The organism is Rhizobacter sp. Root1221, assembly GCF_001425785.1.
Lineage (GTDB): Bacteria > Pseudomonadota > Gammaproteobacteria > Burkholderiales > Burkholderiaceae_C > Rhizobacter.
Map to the genome: position 1 here is coordinate 1 of NZ_LMDI01000038.1, position 17,336 is coordinate 17,336.

General features: G+C 64.4%; 13 protein-coding genes and 1 pseudogene. 4 read left to right on the forward strand and 10 right to left on the reverse strand.

Annotated features, from left to right (window positions below):
- The first annotated feature begins 72 nt into the window (after positions 1 to 72).
- The gene (locus ASC87_RS23025; RefSeq protein ID WP_255359227.1) at positions 73 to 570 is read left to right on the forward strand and encodes a site-specific integrase; all 498 of its coding nucleotides are present in this window, start codon (positions 73 to 75) and stop codon (positions 568 to 570) included.
- Positions 571 to 602: 32 nt separating this feature from the next.
- Here ASC87_RS23025 and ASC87_RS23030 read toward each other — a convergent pair whose 3' ends face one another.
- From ASC87_RS23030 to ASC87_RS33870, 4 genes and pseudogenes are all read right to left on the reverse strand, one after another.
- Complete coding sequence (locus tag ASC87_RS23030; protein ID WP_056668104.1) at positions 603 to 1,295, reverse strand: hypothetical protein; 693 nt, start codon at positions 1,293 to 1,295, stop codon at positions 603 to 605.
- 12 nt (positions 1,296 to 1,307) lie between these two features.
- The gene (locus ASC87_RS23035) at positions 1,308 to 2,375 is read right to left on the reverse strand and encodes an AAA family ATPase (RefSeq protein ID WP_235582253.1); all 1,068 of its coding nucleotides are present in this window, start codon (positions 2,373 to 2,375) and stop codon (positions 1,308 to 1,310) included.
- 592 nt (positions 2,376 to 2,967) lie between these two features.
- Positions 2,968 to 3,510, reverse strand: coding sequence for a hypothetical protein (locus ASC87_RS33355; RefSeq protein ID WP_235582254.1), 543 nt, complete (start codon positions 3,508 to 3,510; stop codon positions 2,968 to 2,970).
- Between the two features lie 88 nt (positions 3,511 to 3,598).
- Positions 3,599 to 3,922: pseudogene (locus tag ASC87_RS33870) on the reverse strand (hypothetical protein); the annotation flags it as partial.
- Between the two features lie 253 nt (positions 3,923 to 4,175).
- Between ASC87_RS33870 and ASC87_RS32090 the strand changes: the two are divergent.
- Entirely contained in the window at positions 4,176 to 5,378 is a 1,203-nt protein-coding gene (locus ASC87_RS32090; RefSeq protein WP_157604253.1) for a hypothetical protein, read from the forward strand.
- 499 nt (positions 5,379 to 5,877) lie between these two features.
- Entirely contained in the window at positions 5,878 to 7,059 is a 1,182-nt protein-coding gene (locus ASC87_RS23040) for an aminotransferase class V-fold PLP-dependent enzyme (protein ID WP_235582255.1), read from the forward strand.
- Between the two features lie 27 nt (positions 7,060 to 7,086).
- Here ASC87_RS23040 and ASC87_RS23045 read toward each other — a convergent pair whose 3' ends face one another.
- Positions 7,087 to 8,046, reverse strand: a complete 960-nt coding sequence (locus tag ASC87_RS23045) for a pirin family protein (protein ID WP_200954494.1) — start codon at positions 8,044 to 8,046, stop codon at positions 7,087 to 7,089.
- Between the two features lie 29 nt (positions 8,047 to 8,075).
- Positions 8,076 to 8,471 carry a DoxX family protein gene (locus ASC87_RS23050; protein WP_056668112.1) on the reverse strand — a complete coding sequence of 132 codons (396 nt, stop codon included), beginning with the start codon at positions 8,469 to 8,471 and terminating at the stop codon, positions 8,076 to 8,078.
- Positions 8,472 to 8,579: 108 nt separating this feature from the next.
- On the opposite strand from ASC87_RS23050, the gene ASC87_RS23055 reads away from it, so the two are divergent.
- Positions 8,580 to 9,452, forward strand: coding sequence for a LysR family transcriptional regulator (locus ASC87_RS23055; RefSeq protein ID WP_056668117.1), 873 nt, complete (start codon positions 8,580 to 8,582; stop codon positions 9,450 to 9,452).
- Between the two features lie 42 nt (positions 9,453 to 9,494).
- Here the strand turns inward: ASC87_RS23055 and ASC87_RS23060 are convergent, their stop codons facing one another.
- The 4 genes from ASC87_RS23060 to ASC87_RS23075 form a co-directional block, all read right to left on the reverse strand.
- Positions 9,495 to 10,250: a response regulator gene (locus tag ASC87_RS23060; protein WP_157604255.1), complete on the reverse strand. Its 756-nt coding sequence runs from the start codon at positions 10,248 to 10,250 to the stop codon at positions 9,495 to 9,497.
- Positions 10,251 to 10,440: 190 nt separating this feature from the next.
- Positions 10,441 to 11,781: an HlyD family type I secretion periplasmic adaptor subunit gene (locus tag ASC87_RS23065; RefSeq protein WP_157604257.1), complete on the reverse strand. Its 1,341-nt coding sequence runs from the start codon at positions 11,779 to 11,781 to the stop codon at positions 10,441 to 10,443.
- Positions 11,778 to 13,544: a type I secretion system permease/ATPase gene (locus ASC87_RS23070; RefSeq protein ID WP_056668121.1), complete on the reverse strand. Its 1,767-nt coding sequence runs from the start codon at positions 13,542 to 13,544 to the stop codon at positions 11,778 to 11,780. Before ASC87_RS23070 ends, ASC87_RS23065 begins: the two co-directional genes overlap by 4 nt.
- 167 nt (positions 13,545 to 13,711) lie before the next feature.
- On the reverse strand, positions 13,712 to 17,336 hold a 3,625-nt coding region (locus ASC87_RS23075), incomplete at its 5' end, for a VCBS domain-containing protein (protein ID WP_255359228.1).

Consider the following 17,336-nt stretch of genomic DNA (forward strand, 5'->3'; position numbering starts at 1 on the left):
TGGCTCTCGCTGAACTTGCTCTTTCTCATCGCGTCCTCGTCTTCCTTGTGAGGCCGCATTCTCCAGATTCAGGTGTCTACTGGTTGGGGGAGCTTACGCCTGTTCACGTTGATGGCGCTCACCACCGGCGCGCGGCGCGGAGAACTTCTCCAACTTCGAGGGCGAGACCTCGACCTCAATATTGAGCAACCCACAGCCACCGCACACCAAACGAAGAACGGCGACATCAAGGTCATGATCCTGACGGCGGCAGTCGTGCGTGAGATCAAGCGCCTCGGGCTGCCGCCCAACGACGATTTCCTGTTCCCGGCAGTGCGGGGCACGGGCAAGCCGTTCGCAGTCGCGAAGTCGTTCGAGCGTTTGCTTCGTCGGGCCGGGCTGAATGAGGCGCGGCTGCACGACATGCGGCACACCGTTGGCAGCACCCTGGCCCGCGAGGGACGCAGCGCCGTCGAGATCGCGACCGTACTCGGCCACAAGACCCTGGAAGTCGTCAAGCGCTACAGCCACATCAACGTGAAAGCCAAGGCCGGCATCGTCCGCGCGTCTGCCCTCGCGAAACTGCGCTGAGCACCCTTCCTTTGCCCCGAATCTGCGGTGGGCTAAAACAACGACGCCTCAAGCGAGGCAATGAATCGGTGAAAACTCGGTGAGCGCTGCCGCCCGTCGCCCAGCATATCCGGTAGCGACATCGCATTCACGGTCCGGCAGATGGTCTTGCCACGCTTCTTGTAGGCCCTGTTGCCCAACTTGTAGATGCGATGAAGGGTGTCGGCCGGATGCGGCCACGTATGCCCCACGCTCGTCACGATGTCGAATCCCGCCGCAACGATCACCTCGACCGTCAAAGCGGGCGCGATTCGCGAATAGTGCGTGTGCTCATCGATGAACCACGCCTCGGTCTCCAACTCGGCGAAATGAAGCGCCCTTGGGATCGTCCCTTGCGGCAAAACACGTGCGAAGCCCTGCTGGAGTTTCGGGACGTCCGTTGCACTGAAGTTGGGATAGAGATCTTGCAAGCCGAGTACCGATGTGTACCCTGCAGCCTGCAGTCCGGCGTACCGCTCCTTGATTTGAGTAACCACCTGCCCGTCGCTACAACAGTTGACGATGGTGACGTGGATGGTCGGCGCTTGGTTCGGAGCCGCGGGGGTTGCACGTACGGGGAGAAGGTTGCCGCCATACTGCCGCTGCACTTCAACGGTGTAGTGATGGCTATGGCACAAGTGCTCGACCAGCCTCACCGTCAGTTCGACCTCGGTCAAGCCCTCGACGAAGATGGCAACCTTGCGCACGATGTCGCCTGGTCAGTGGTAGCGACCGGCCGTGAAAAAGTCGAAGTTGCTCAAACCGAGAAACTTGAAATCTTCGAACGCTTGAGGCGAGTTCCGCGCCGTATACGCGCGGACCGTGTGCTTCTTCCGCTCCAACACAGCCCAGTATTGAAGCGGCACTTTGTTCATCACGAAGCGATCGTTGCTAGTCATCACAAGTTGAAACTGGCTCTGTTGGGCGAGTTCAATGGCGATTTCTACCAGCAACGATGCTCGCTCGTAGTCGAGCCCTTCACCGATGTCATCGATCAGGCACAGAGTCTCCGAGCCCGAGAACATCGCGGCATTCAAGTGAATGACCAAGGCGAGTGCCCGGTACTGTCCCTGCGACATGTGGGTCTGTGGAATTTCAAGATTCAACTCGTCGTCGTGGATCACGAGGCCGATGGGAGCTTCCTGAAGTCCTGGGAACAAGTCGGACGGCAACTGCTTTGCGTGAACAGCCGAGATCGAGTAGCCCAACTTTCGCATGCCCCGGACGATCGCGTGATCGTAGTCCGCGCCGTACGCCACGAAAGAGCTGATGTAAACATTGATCAGCGACGGGCGGTCCTGAAGCCGCCCCGCGGATTGAATGATTGCGACCTGCCCTAGGGCCAACTCCCGCTTCCCCAATTCCGAGCCGAAAGGGACGAGGGTGACCCCTGCCGCCCATTCGGCAAGTTCGACCGCGAAAGGATGCTGCAACTTGTCCCGCCGGTTGGGCAGAGCGAACTGACGCGGGTCCAACTCGAACGAGACGAATTCTTGCAACTGTTCGAACCAGATTTTCCCCCGCCCCTCTTCGCTGCGTTCGAGCACAAGCGCGCCGTTTACTCGGAGCACTTCGCGGACAACGTTTCCCGCGTGCATATGAAGCTCAAGCTCGTAGGCGCCGTGCTCCAACTCGAATTCAGCTTCGAACGCCCCGCTTTGATAGACAACGGAAAGCTTGCCAGAAAGAATGTGAGCGAGCCCAGCCAGCGTGTTCATCGCGCGAGACTTTCCAGTCGAGTTCTTCCCGACCAGCAAGTTCACCCGACCGAACTCGGTGCGTTCCAACCGCCACTCCTGCGGCTGCCCGGCAGATTCTGAGTATTTGAGAGACTTGAGCATGGCGAGGCGCTAGGTAGGAACGGTTGGTACCAAGAATTTTCTCACACGAACTTTTGCGCATCTTTGTGACTGCCACCGCGCCGGATCGTTCAGGGCTCCGCGCCCCTCGACATGCGACGACAGTTCAACGCCGGCTGACCATGCCATAGGGTATGGCGAGGTCAATCCTGATCGACCGTGAGCGGCGGCACGCTGTGCCCCAACATCGCGCCATCGGGCTCTCGACACGTTGCCCTCCATCGGACTACGCAGTACACCGCGCACAAGGCGCGCCGTCTCGGCCGACATCGTTTGGACAACGAAGGTCACCCCACCGAGTTCCGTCATCACCTGTTGCGGGATAACCTCGCCAGCAGGTTCATGTAGGCGACCGGGTTGATTTCGGCCTTACGAGCGAGGTAGTGACGCACACCCACCATGTCGAGCGATGCGAGGACTGAACCACGAAACACTTCCCGTCCTCTGTTGCACAAAAAGGCAGCAGAGTAGGTTCTTCACCTGGCTCAGTTTTGGGTCGGCGGCAACATGAATTGACGCTTCATTCCTCATAAACATCTGCCCCTTCGTCGTTGTTGTCATCGCCTTCATCCTCCGCATCGGCCCCTTGCTCTTCGGCATACGAGCGACATCCTTCGATGAACGATTCGGATTTTCCGCCACAGTCGTCTGGGTCGTCGATATCGTTTTCCTCCGCCCATTCATATCCGACTTCGTGGCCCGAGCAATCAACCGTGCACGCGTAGCCCCGCGAAAGATCGGCGAAGTGACAGACTCGACGAGCGGAGCGTGCGTCGATTTGGCACTGCGCGCCGCTGTCGGCAGCGTCCCTGACGCTGCTTCCGGCGAAGGCGCATGTATTGGCACGATTGGCGGTGACGCAGGCGCCGCGCTGTGAAGCTCGGCAAATCCCAAGAGAGCCGCAGCACCGAGAAGGATGAGGACTTTCATCAGCAGCCGCTGTAATTCTTCCGGCCGCTCGCCGTGATGGTGTACGTGCCGCCGCGAGGTCCGGTGTAGCAGGGTGACCGGGTTGTTGGTTGAACCACTGGAGCAGCAGATGTTCGAATTTCGTTGTTGGCAACGCTTGGCGAACTGAGCAACTCCGCTCGGGCGTCAACCCTCTGGGTCGGAGCCCGATGACAGTGGTAGTCGCCTGTCTTGCGGTTGTTGTGGCACCCCTCCGCATTGAGACCGCCACCGTGTGCCGATGCGAACTGACTTACTGCAATCAGCACTGTTGTGATACCGAATCTCAACTTTCCCATGACGGTTTCCCCAAAGTACGGAACGATGGTGCGCGTAGCAACCGTGGCATGCAAGGTCACAAGCGAGGGGAGCGAGGCGCAATTTCCTGGGATATTTGTCCTAGGAGAAACGCCGTCTCGAAACCAGACAGGATTCGGGATGTGTTCGAGCAATGCCAATCGCCCTGGCCGCGAACGGAAGTTCGTCAGGGGGCATGGAACGCCCCCCAGGAAGCAACACGGATTCATCGCGCGACTTGAAACTCGGAAGATGGCACCTCCCGCCGACGCAACTCAAGTCCATGCGCTGTCACCACCTGCCACTATGTGGGAACGTAGCCTGTCAGGTCACGGCTGCGGGTTCAAGGACGTGTGTCGACCGCTTACGAGCTTTTGTCCCATGCTGCCCCCAGATCGAGGGAGTACGAAGATCACTTGGTGCTCTACGGCCACGAGTCATAAGGTGGCGTACCTCCAAACCCGCCAGGGAAGAAAGCGAACCATGAAGCTCCCGTCACTCGCGCTGCTGACTTGCCTGCTCAGTGGTTGCTCGACACTGATCGCATACCGACCACAACTGATCGGCCCGGACCAAAGGCTGAAGTATGTACAAGGGGTTGGAACGCTCTCCGTGAAGAACGAAGACCACGAAGTCTTCATCTATCCGACCTTCAAGACACAAGGGCCGACCCAACCGACTTTCACGATCGGGTTCGCCAATAACTCAGCTGGCACGGTTGATTTTTCCGTGAACAACATCCGCGCCTACTTCCGAGGCGCATCCGTTCCGATCTACACGTATGTCGACAAAATCGACGAGATCAAATCGGAGAAGCAAGGGAAGCAGATTGCCCTGGCCCTTCTTGGTGGTCTGGCGGCCGGTGCAGCCGCATACAGCGCATCGCATCAGACGTATCAGTCGAACTATGCCGGTTCGGTGTGGACCCGGAGCGGTAGCGCTGGCTTTGCCGGATCAAACACAGTGCGCGTCTACGATCCGATGAGTGGCATCTTCGCGGGTGCGGCTGTGGCTGGCGCCACCGGCCTCGGCATCCGGCAAGTCCACTACAGCGCTCAGGCACAAGAGGAGGCGGCAGCTTCGATCCTGCAAGAAAATACCGTGGATCCTCATCAGATGGTGACAGGCAACCTCATCCTCAAAGACTGCTGCGATCAGTTCTCGAATCCGAACGATGTGATTCGGTTCGAGGTCACCGCAAACAATCGAGTGACCGCGTTCGAGTTTGCCCGGGTGAGCCCGAACGCGCCGGCTGCTGCTCCGCCGACATCACGTTCGCCTTCTGATGCGTTGCCTGCGCGCGAAGTGCAGCCACCGGCCATTGCAGCCACGGCAGTTCCCCCGGTCAGCGAAACAGTTCCCGCGGGCTTGACGAATCCGTTGGTCACCCCAAATGAATTCGATGGTGCGCCAACGGGACAGGCAATTCGAGCCCGCCCTGTGACTGCCCCGGCATCGCCTCGACAGTCCAACCTGGTCGTGGCTGAAGCGACACCGGCCGCGCAAGGAAATTGGTGGCGTGAGGCGGAACAGGCCGCGATCTTCTTTGGCTGCGTAGCGCCAATCGCGCGACTGACAACCGCAGAACCTGGCCTCGAGCGATATGCAGTCCGGTGTGGCGGGCGCAGCAGCGATGAGTCGCTCAGGATCAACTGCGAACGGGGCCGATGCGGTTCGGAACTGTGAGCTCCGCATGTGAATTTGCTGATGGGGGTCGATGATCGGCTCCTGATGACCGCTCGCGTGACCATATGGGACGAGCGCCGTGCGGCCTGAACGATATACCCGAGCGGCGAGGTGGCCCCGCGACCACTATGGATCATGAATTTTCCGTTCGGATTGAGACCACCCAGTAAGTCCAAGGTCGTTGGCTGTCCCAGATCGGGCCGATTCACATTGCGCGGGCGTAGACCAACTCCTTCGCAACGAAAGGCCGAAGATGCAGACCTTGGCGGCCACTGCGACGCCAGGCAGCGGGCAGGCGGCGGGCAGGCCGATCATCCCGGTGCCTGGAACCGCAACTTTCATTCCGTGGCACCTGGCTTGCACGCCAAGAACCTGCTGAACCCAAGACCCAAGAGCCGACGTTCAACCACAGGCGCGACCCATTTCAGCATCACATGCGCCCGCCCTTGCCGCATCATCGTGGCCCCTCCCCGCTTCACGCGCAAGGCGTGACAAGATGATGTCCGACCGACGACTGGCCCACGACGACGACGACAAGTACTGGGAAAGCGTGCGCGCGCGCTACCCGGCGCAGCAGCCTTTGCTCAACCTGAACAACGCCGCCGTCAGCCCGCCACCGCTCGAGGTGGAGCAGAGGACGGTCGAGGCCCTGCGCTTCATCAGTGCCAACCCCGACGTCAACATGTGGAGCAAGCTCGACGCGGACCTGCCTGCCATCAAACAGCAGCTGGCCGCCGTGGCCGATTGCGATCCCGACGAGATCGCCCTGAACCGCAACACGACCGAAGGCCTGTGCACGGCCATCTTCGGCCTGCCGCTCTCGCGCGGCGACGAAGTGGTGGTGTGCGAATGGGACTACCCCAGCATGCGCGCCGCCTGGCGGCAGCGCGAACAGCGTGAAGGCATCCGTGTCGTACCGGTGGACTTCGACCCGATGGACAGCGACGAAGCGATCGTGGCGGCCTACGCCAGGGCCTTGACGCCGCGCACGAAGGCCATGCAGATCACCCACATGCTGCACTGGACCGGCCGGCTGCTGCCTGCGCAGCGACTTTGCGCGCTGGCGCGCGAACATGGCATCGCCAGCGTCGTGGACGGTGCCCAGACCTTCGCGCAGATGCCGCTGAGCTTTCGCGAACTGGGCTGCGACTACTTCGCGACGAGCCTGCACAAATGGCTGGGGGCACCGGTGGGCAACGGCATGCTGATCGTCGCCCGGGAGCGCATCGGTTCGACGTGGCCGCTGCTGGGGCCGTTCGACCCGTCGCCGGGTGTCGACAAGTTCGACCACTGGAACCTTGGCACCTACAACTCCGCGTTGCAGGCCGGGATCGCGCCGGCGATCGCATTCCATCGCGAAATGGGCGCCGCGCGCATTCACGCGCGGCTGCGCGCGCTGACCCGCCACTGGGTGGGCATGGCACGGCGCATCCCCGGCTTCAGGCTGCACACGCCCATCGACGGTGACGGGCTCGGGGCGCTGAGCCTGTTCTCGATTGACGGCACGGACGCCAGGCGGATCGAGCGCGAGCTGCGCGAAACCCACCGCATTCACACGAAGTACCGCGAGGTGCGGCAGCTGCGCGGCCTGCGCGTGTCGCCGCATGTGTATACGACGCTGCCGGACCTCCAGCGTTTTGTCGACGCGCTGGAGGAGGTGGCCGCCGGCGCTCGCGCCTGACGCCACGTGCCGCCGGTGGGTTGCCGCCTATCGGAATACCGGCACCGTCCCTGATGACGTGCGCCGGTCTCCCATCGCGCGCAATTGGCGGCCCAACTCGGCAATGCGGCGCTCCCCTTCCACCAGGGCTGCCGCAGAGGTGTGGACGGAATAGTGGCCAAGGTGCAAGGGATGAGGATGTGGCACCGCCGAGCCCAGCACGAACACGGCATCCTCGCCAGCACCGGCCTGCAGGGCGATGGCTTCTTCACCGTGCTCGAACAGCACCATCTCACCCGCGCTGATGGACGTGCCTGCGTCGAGGACGCCGGTGGCGAGTGCAAGCCAGCCGACGTCGTGGCCTGCCGGCGGGTGGTAGATCCAACGATCGCCGGCCCGCAGGGTGACGAGCAGGTAGTTGACGCCCGTCGGGGCCGGCACGGGGCTCGAAACGCCGTCATGGGTGCCAACGATGACATAGGCCGGGCCGGCGCGCGGCATGTCTCCAGCCTCGATGTAGCGACTCTCCGGCGCACCATTTTCAACGTCGGGCGGGAGCGCGAGCCAGAGCTGGAAGCCCCGGACGCGCGACAGGTCAGGCGCCGGGGACATCTCCTTGCCGTGCCACACCCCACCGCCAGCGCGCATCCATTCCACCCCGCCGTGGGCGATCGTGCCGGAGCCGATGGTCGGATCGTCGTAGCGCAAGTGCCCCTCGGTGAGGACCGTGACGGTCGCAACGCCTGAATGGGGATGGATCGGCATGCCACCGCCGGAGGCCGAGGCGCGCAAGAACTCTTCATCCAGGTCGAAGATGTCGAGGAACACGAACGGCTTGAGCTGCTGCCCGAGGTCGGATGGGCTCATCAGCCGATTGATCGGTCCTTCACCGTGGCCCCGGGTACGGAATGCAACACGCCGGGTTGCCTCCGCCGCGTCGTTGCCGGTGGGCCGTGCGTTCTCCGGGTGTTGGCCGGGAATGCTGGGATCGACATGCAACAGGTTCATCTCCGTACTCCCAAATCAATCTGGCCCGATCAGGCCTTTTGTTGAAGGCGACGCGCATCGAGGCTCAGTCGCCCGGCGCCTGCCGCGGCCACTTGGAGCAAGCCACCCGCAATGGCAAGGTTCTTGACGAAGTGGATCGCCTGGTTCTGGTCAGCGAAGTTGTTGTGAAAGAAGATGGCTGCGCCCAGGGTGAAGAGCGCCAGCACCACGGCCACCGGCTTCGCCTGGAAGCCGATCAGCAGCAGCAACCCACCGCCGATCTCGACCAAGAGCGTGATCGCGTAGGCCACGCCGGGCAGCGGCAAACCGGCCGAGGCGATGTAGCTCGTGGTCGCTGCGGTAGCGCCCAGTTTGGACAGGCCGCTGATCAGGAACAAGGCGGCAAGAAGGAAGCGGCCAACGGCAGCGATCGAAGCATCACGCATGGGGTTTGGTCTCCAGGACTGGTCATCAGGTGCTTGCATGTTGCAGTTCCAAATGTCGATCCGCTAGCCCCAGAATGCAGCCTACCGAGTTGCTCAAACAGGAACGCCATGGATCTGGAAGACCTCAGGACCTTCGTAGAGGTCGCGGACACTGGCGGCGTGGCCCCCGGCGCGCGCCGGCTGGGGCTGTCCAAGTCGATCGTCAGCCGGAGGCTGGCCCGGCTGGAGGAGGCGCTCGGCGTTCAACTGCTCTCGCGCACCACCCGGGGCTCGGCCATCACCGAGGCCGGCGCCACCTTCCGCGAGCACGCCATGCGCATCGTGGCCGAGATCGACGCCGCGCAAGAGACGCTGTCGCCGGAAGGCGAGATCCGCGGGCTGCTTCGCATCGCCGCGCCGCTGTCATTCGGGACGAGCCAACTGGCACCGGTGTTCGCAGAACTCGCCCGGCGCCACCCCCAGCTGCAGGTGGAGACGTCCTACAGCGATCGCTTCGTGGACCTCGTCAGCGAGGGGTTCGATTGCGCGGTACGGCTCGGCTTCCTGTCCGACTCGAGCCTCATCGCCCGGCGAATCGCCGCCTTCAGGGGCAGGCTCGTCGCCAGCCCCGCCTACATCGCGGCGCATGGAACGCCCCTGACCGTGGAGGATCTGGCACATCACCAGGCGGTGACAAAGAAGGGCGAAGTCTGGCAAATCGGCGATGGGCACAAGACCGTCACGGTTCGCCCGCGCGGGCGCTTCTTCGCCGACAACGGTGAAGCGTTGCTGGCGGCCGCCTTGGCCGGCGTGGGAATTGCCGCATTGCCCGATTTCCTGACCGACCCGCACATCGCGGCGGGCGCCCTCGTGCCCTTGCTGGCGGACTACCCTGTCCCCGAAGCCGGCATGTTCGTCGTACGCCCGCCGGGTGCCTTTCCCTCCCGAAAGATTCGGGTCTTGATCGACATACTTGTCGAGCATTTCGGGAAAACGGATTAGCGTGCGAGTGCCCGGACCCGCAGAGGGGCGAGAGCGAGGGTGTCAGGCGACCCGCATGGCGTGCTCGCCCATCGCCCCGGCGACGGGCCGGACCGGCGCGAACCTCGGCCGGATCTTCTGCGCCGCCGAACGGTCATGCAAGGGGGCCACCTGGTCCAGCCAGCCGAGCAATGCCGAGCGCTGGCGTGACGAGCCGATCCGCTCGGCGATGGCGTGTGCCATGTCGGTGGCGCAGGCCTTGTGGCGACAGCCTGTGTCCGCACGGAGCTTCTCCACCGCCAGGTCCAGCGCCTGCAGGGCGTCCGGGTTCAGTCGGCCCAGCGACAACAGGCTCGAGATCACGAGGCGCCGGGCCGCATGCAGGGTCGAACTGGACGTCGGGTTGCCGAAATCGTCGGCCCCGCAGACCTGGTGGCTCCAGCCGGACAGGCAGGAGGCAATGGATTCGCGGCTTCGCGGCATGACGGCGAACGCGCCGCAAGACTGGCCCCACAGGGCCACCGCGGGATGCACGCTGCGAGACAGCAGGAAGACCGACACCGTGGGATCCTCCGCCTTCACGCGCCGCGCCAGATGCGTTCCCGTCGTGCCGCACGCCAGCTTCTCGAAGTCGATGAAGACGCGGGTGGGCCGGTGCTGCCGCAGCAGGGCCAGGGCCTCCGTGGCCGTCGAGGCGATGTCCGCCCATCCACTGTCGTCGACGTTGACCAGAGGGGCAGCCAGCACCAGCAAGGGCCGCCATGAGTGCCCCGTTTGAGCAGGGTGCCCGACACTAGTCGTGCAGCTCGCATTGTTCATGGTCGCTCCTCCATCGCGGTTTCCGATGCCTGATACTGGCCGCGATCGGATTCCTTGGCGACCACGGCGCGAAGGGGTTCGGGAGAATGCGAACTCGGCCGAAGATGCGAGCGGCCTCTGGCGCATTTTGGGTGATGTCAATGGCCCAAAATGCGCGACTCGGCCAACAGCAACACGGCCAACGCCAGGCTCAACGTTCTCGCCCCGCACGCCTCAGCACCTGCGTCACGGGCTCGATCAGGTATTGCAGCGGCGTGCGTTCCTCACCGGTGATGTACACGTCGGCCGGCATGCCGGCCTGTAGTTTCACGTCGCCTGCCTTCGCGAGCGATGCCGGGTCGGCCTCGATCAGTGCCACGTAATAGGCCTGGTTGGTCTGCCGGTCGAGCGTGCGGTCGGCTGCCACGTAGAACACCTTGCCCTGCACCAGCCGCGTGGTGCGGTACTTGAACGCGGTGAAGCGGATGTCGGCCGGCTGGCCTTGCTGGACCCGGCTCACGTCTTCGGTGCGGATGTGTGCCTCGACCACCAGGCGCGGGTTGCTCGGCACGATGTCGGCGATGGGTTCGCGTGGCGACACCATGCTGCCCGGCGTGGTGAACTTCAGGTTGATCACGTCACCGGCCACGGGCGCCACGATCACCTGCCGGCTCGATGCATCGACGGTCTTGCGCTGCTCCTGCTGAAGCTCGGCGAGCTTGGCTGCGCTCACCTTCAGCTGGTCGCTCGCCTGCTGCCGGTAGTCGCCCTCGAGCGACTTGATGCGCAGGTCGGCGTCGACCAGGCGTTGCTCGGCGCGTGCCAGGTCGGCACGCTTTTCCTCGAGCTTGACGCCGTAGTCGGCCACCGTGGCCTCCAGTTGCGAGATGCGGGTGGCGGAGATGAAGCCGTCGCTCAGCAGGCGGCGGTTGGTCTCGAGCTCGGCCGTCTGGTGCCTTTGCGATTCAGTGGCCTGGGTGATCTGCGCGCGCAGCGCCGTCGCCTCCTGCGCCACCTTGGCCTGCTGCGAACGCAGCAGCACCGACTGGCCGACCAGCGCCTCGCGGCGCGCGCCGAACAGCGCGCGCTCCTTGGCCATCTGCTCGGTCAGCCTCGTGTCGCTGCGGGCCGCATCGATCACGTCCGCCGGAAACTGCAGCGTTGCGGCCGACACCTGTTCGGCCTCGAGCCGCGCCAGGCTGGCGCGCTCGACGATCACGCGGTAGTTGAGGCGGTTCAGGTCGGCATCGACCGACACGTCTCCCAGCACCAGCAGCGGCTCGCCTTGCACCACATGCTGGCCGTCGCGCACCTTCACCTCGCGCACTGTTCCGCCCTCGGCATGCTGCACCACACGGCGGTCGAGGTCGACCTTGACGAAGGAGCTTGCGACGACGGCGGCCGACAGCGGCGCACACGCCAGCCACGCGGCCGCCGGAACGAGGCCCATCAGGAGCACCACGCCGGCCCGGCGAGCGAGCTTGCGCGCCTCGATCAGGTGCTGCGCCAGCGGCGCCTCGGGATCCATCGCATTCATCACCGCAGCGCTCATGACACCTTCTCCTCGCGTTCAACCTGGCTCGCGCCACGCTCTGCCGGCGGCACCGCACGCGGCGGCATGGCAACGACCAGCGCCCCGCCACCGCCGGGCTGCACCGCCTGCGGGGCCTTCTGCTGCATCGCCTTCATCACGTCGGCCGTCGGGCCGTAGTGCTGGGTCTTGCCGGCGTCGAGCACCAGCATCTTGTCGACATGCTGGATCAGCGTGGCGCGGTGCGTGACCACCACCACCGTAGCCTGCCCGCGCAGGGCCTTCAAGGCCTCGGCCAGCGCCGCTTCGCCGGCGCCGTCGAGATTGGAATTGGGCTCGTCGAGGATCACCAGCTTCGGCTCGCCATACAGGGCACGCGCCAGGGCGATGCGTTGGCGCTGGCCGGGAGAGATGAGGGCACTGTGCGGATCGACGATCGTGTCGTAGCCCTCGGGCAGCGACAGGATCAGATCGTGCACGTTGGCGCGCTGCGCAGCCCGCACGACCTGGCCCGAGTCCACCTCGCCCAGGCGTGCGATGTTCTCGGCCACCGTGCCGGGGAACAGCTCGACGTCCTGCGGCACGTAGCCCAGCCACGGGCCGAGGTCTTCACGCGGCCACTGCGACAAATCGGCCTGGTCGAGCCGCACCGCGCCCGCGCTGGGCTTCCACACGCCCGTCAGCAGGCGCACCAGCGTCGACTTGCCCGCGCCGCTGGCGCCGATGATGGCGAGCGACTCGCCTGCGGCGAGTTGCAGCGACACGCCCGCGATCAGCATGCGCTCGCCCTGCGGCGCGCGGAACATCAGGTTCTCCGCCAAGAGTTCGCCGCTGGGCGCGGGCAGGGTCATGCGCAGCGGCTGCGCTTCGGCAGCGTTCAGCAACTCGCCCAGGCGGCGAAACGATGCGCGCCCTTCGGCGAGGATGCGCCAGCTGCCGACGATCAGTTCGACCGGTGCGAGCGCGCGGCCGAGCAGCGTGGTGGTGGCGATCATCATGCCCGCACTCGCCTCGCCGCTGATCACCAGGTAGGCGCCGAGCGCCATCATCAGCACCTGAACCGCCTGGCGCACGATGCGCGTCAACGCCGCCATCGCGACGGTCTTGGTGGCGGTGGGCTGTTGCAGCGCCGTGACCTCGGCGTTCTTCTGGCGCCAGCGTGCGATGAGCGCATCGGTCATGCCCAGCGTTTGTGCCACCTCGGCGTTGTGCAGCGAGGCCTCGAGGTAGCGGGTCGCGCCGGCCGCGGCCTTTTGCAAGGCCTCGATCTCGCGGCGGGTGACCGCGTCGTTGATCAGCGCCAACGCCAGCATCACCAGCGCTGCACCCGCCGCGGCCATGCCGAGCACCGGATGGGCGAGCCAGATGACGGCCACATAGACGACCGCCCATGGCGCATCGAAGAGTGCGAGCAGGCCCTGCGCCGAAAACAGCGCACGCAGCGAGCCCACGTCACGCAGGCCCTCCGAACTGCCACGACCACTGCGCCGCGCGCCCTGTGCGATGACGATCTTCGTGACCGCGGGCGACAGCGACTCGGCGACGATGTTGCCGGCCACCCCCTGCAAGCGGGCACGCAGGTAGTCGAGGGCGAGCAGCAAGGAGAGCGCAATGCCGACGCCGACCATCAACACCAGCAAGGTCTCGCCGCTCTGGCTCGCCAGCACGCGGTCGAAGACCTGCAGCATGAAGAGCGCGGGGACGAGGAGAAGGAGGTTGACGAAGAAGGAGAGGCTCGCGACGTGGAGAAGCGGGCGGCGGAGAAGGTGGATCAAGGATTTCATCGACTCTTCCAGAGTGAAAATCATCCTAACGCTGAGCTTTCATCGGCAGGTGGTCGTACCGCACGAATCCATGAAAGGGTCGACTTCGACCCCCGATCCAGGTGGGACTGCGACCTCGCTCGCTCAAAGGACCAGCGCCACCCGGCGCGAGGCCGGGTGGCACATGGTTACGGGCCAACCTTGATGTCGTTGTAGTCGAAGGTGTCCGCTTGACTGCTCAGCGTCAGCGACGCCACGAGCGTGCGATTTCCGGCGCCCAAACCGTCCGAGTCGTAGTACAGGTTGCCCGTCGTGCTGTCGTAGATCACGTGCACGGCCGCGCCCACTGTGTCCGCCGCACCACCGCCGTTCGACGACGCGAAATCACTCGACAACAACGTACTGCCGCTCGCCGTCGTGAGCGCCATGAATGTCGCCAGCGACAGTTCGAGAAGGTCGCCACTCGCCGCTAACCCGGAGGCGTTGAAGTCGGTGATCGAGTCGACGGCATTCGGCGCCGAATCGAACACGAAGGTGTCGTTGTCCGTGCCACCCGTGAGCGTGTCGGCGCCGGCACCGCCGACGATTCGGTCGTCACCGGCGAGGCCGTTGATCACGTCGTTGCCGACACCGCCGCGCAACTGGTCGGCAGACGCCGAGCCGGTGAGCGTGTCCGCGAAGGCCGTGCCAATCACTCCTTCGAAACCCGAGTACGTGTCGCTGCCGAGACCCGCCGCGCCGGTGTTGAACACGGTACCGGAACCGTTGTTCACGAGCGTGAAGGCAATGCCGGCCGCGGCGTCGGAGAAATCAATCAGGTCGTTGCCGGCTTTTCCGTCGAGCGCGTCGTTGCCGCCACCACCGCGAATGATGTCGTTAAGGCCGCTGCCGGCGAGGATGTCGGCGTTGGTGGTACCGATGACACCCTCGATGTTCCTGTACGTATCATTTCCAAGAGATGTCGTGCCGGGTGTGTTGAAGGTAGTGTCGCTGCTGGACTGGGTCAGAGTGAATGCTGTGATGCCGCCGGCACCCGCCGCATCGGAGAAGTCAATCAGATCCTCCGTACCGGCCCCACCGTCAATGTTGTCATTGCCCTGACCACCGCGCAGCACGTCGTTGCCGGCACCGCCCGACAGTGCGTCACCGCCGTCGCCGCCGCCCAGGAAGTCGTTGCCAGCTGAACCGACCAAGTCATCATTGCCGGTTCCCCCAATGAAGATGTCGCCGGCGGCTCCACCTGTGAGCCTGTCCATACCACCCCGACCATCGATATAGGAGGCCTGGTAAGTCCCGGCCGCGCCGAGGTCGATTGTCTCGGCGGTGTTGCCGCTGGCCACGGCCCTGATGTCGATCGTTGCCGTTGCCGTCGTAGTCCCACCCGCTCCATCGGACACCGTGTACTGGAAACTGCCAGCGGTAGCGCCGACCGTGCTGCCGCTGCTGAAGCTGATCGTGCCGTTGGTGGCGTCCAGCATGAGGTCGGTGATGCCGGTTGCGATCCCGACGCTGGTGATGGCCAACGCGAAGCCGTCGATGTCGTTGTCGTTGGCAATAAGTGAGCTTGCCGCAATCGTGACGATCGTGTTGTTTGAAACGATGAGCCTGTCGGCCACGGCGACCGGGTTGTCGTTGACCGCGCTAACCACAATGCTGGCCGTGTCGGTCGCGATTGAGAACGCCGAGGTGCCGCCGTTCGTCGAAGTGCTCACCTTGGTCCCCGCCGTGCCGCTCGTTTGATCCCACGCTCGGAAGGTGATGCCGTCGCTGACGGTCCCATTGAAGTTCGAGTTCCCCTGGAAGTAGAGGCGCGTGTTCGCGTTCGCCGCCAACAGCAGTGCGGATGAGTCGGAAACTGCACCAACCTGCGTCCACGCAACACCATTGTTGGCCGAGTACCACCAGGTGCCGTTGCTTGAGTTCGTGCCGGTAATCGCGATGCCCGTCACCGCTGCATCGTCTGCATCGCTTGTGTTGTTGAGTCCAGCAACAGGCGGATTCAAGTCGACCAAGCTCGTGACGAGCGTGCCAACCGCCCCGCTCGGTGCGCCCGCATCCTCGGCAATACTGGAGAGAGCCGGCGTCACCGCAGCGTTCAACACCGACGCATCGTTGGTCCCGGTGATCGTCACGTCCACCGTGCTCGTCGAGGTCACGCCGAACTGGTCCTGCATCTCGTAGCTCAGCGTCACGTGCTCGACCGCGCCCTGCGCCAGGTGGTCGAAGTCGCTCCCAGGGGTGAACACCACCTGGTTGGCCACCACGCTGGCCGTGCCCTTGCCCGCCGGCGCACTCGCCGTGTTCAGCGTGAACACGTGCCCGTCGTCCACGTCGGTGTCGTTGCCCAGCACGCCGATCGTGAGGGTCTGGTTTTCCGTGCCGGCGGCCACGTCAGCCACCGCCACCGGGCCGTCGTTGGTGCCGGTCAGCGTGATCGTCAGCGCGCTGATGCTCGTCGCACCGTGCTCGTCGGTCACGGTGTAGTTGGCCACCACGTTGGCGGTCGCACCTTGGGCCAGGTGCTGGTACGCGGCGTTGGCCGCGTTGAAGCTGTAGCTGCCGTTGGCAGCGAGCGTCAGCCCGGCCACCGGAGCGTTCAGGCTGTAGGTCAAGCTCGCGCCGTCGTCGGCGTCGCTGTCGTTGGTGGCTAACGTGCCAGTGAGGGTCGTGTCTTCGACACCGCTGTTGGTGTCGACCACCGCGATCGGTCCGTCGTTGGTCCCGGTCAGCGTGATCGTCAGCGTGCTGGTGTTCGCAGCGCCGTGCTCGTCGGTCACCGTGTAGCTGGCCACCACGTTGGTGGTGTCGCCCAGGCCCAGGTGCTGGTACGCGGCGTTTCCTGCGTTGAAGCTGTAGTTGCCGTCGGTGGCAATCACGAGGCCGGCCACAGGGACATTCAGGCTGTAGGTCAGGACTGCGCCATCATCGACGTCGCTGTCGTTGCTGGCCACCGTGCCGGTGATGCTTGCGTCTTCATTTCCATTATTGACGTCGACCACTGCCACCGGCGCGTCGTTGGTACCGGTGATGGTCAGCACCACGTCTTGGGTCGCGACCGCCCCCTTGTCGTCGGTCACGGTGACGGTAAAGGTCTCGCTCTGGGATTCACCCTGCGCCAGGCTCTGGTGGGTGTTGTCCAGCGTGTAAGTCCACACGCCCGTGCCCGCGTCGACTGCGAAGCTACCGTAGGTGCCCGTCGTGTTGCCGCTGTAGGCGGCCGTCGCGCCATGGTCGACATCGCTGGAGGCCACCGTGCCGGTGGCCGTCAGCGTGGTGTCTTCCTTGACCGTGTCGCTCTGCGCCGTGCTGGTGATCACGGGCGCATCGTTGGTGCCCGTGATGGTCAGCACCACGTTCTGCACTGCGGTGCCACCGAAGTCGTCCGTCACCGTGACCGCGAAGGTTTCGGTATGGGTTTCGTCCTGTGCCAGGTTCTGGTGGGTGTTGTCCAGCGTGTAAGTCCACACGCCCGTGGCGGCGTCGACCATGAAGCTGCCGTAGCTGCCCGTCGTGTTGCCACTGTAGGCGGCCGTCGCGCCATGGTCGACATCGCTGGAGGCCACCGTGCCGGTGGCCGTCAGCGTGGTGTCTTCCTTGACGGTGCTGCTCTGCGCAGCGCTGGTGATTGCCGGCGCGTCGTTGGTGCCCGTGATAGTCAGGATCACGTCCTGGATCGCGGTCGCGCCCCTATCGTCGGTCACGGTGACCGTGAAGGTCTCGGTGTGGCTTTCGTCCTGCGCCAGGTTCTGGTGGGTGTTGTCTAGCGTGTACGTCCACACACCTGTGCCGGCGTCGACCACGAAGCTGCCGTAG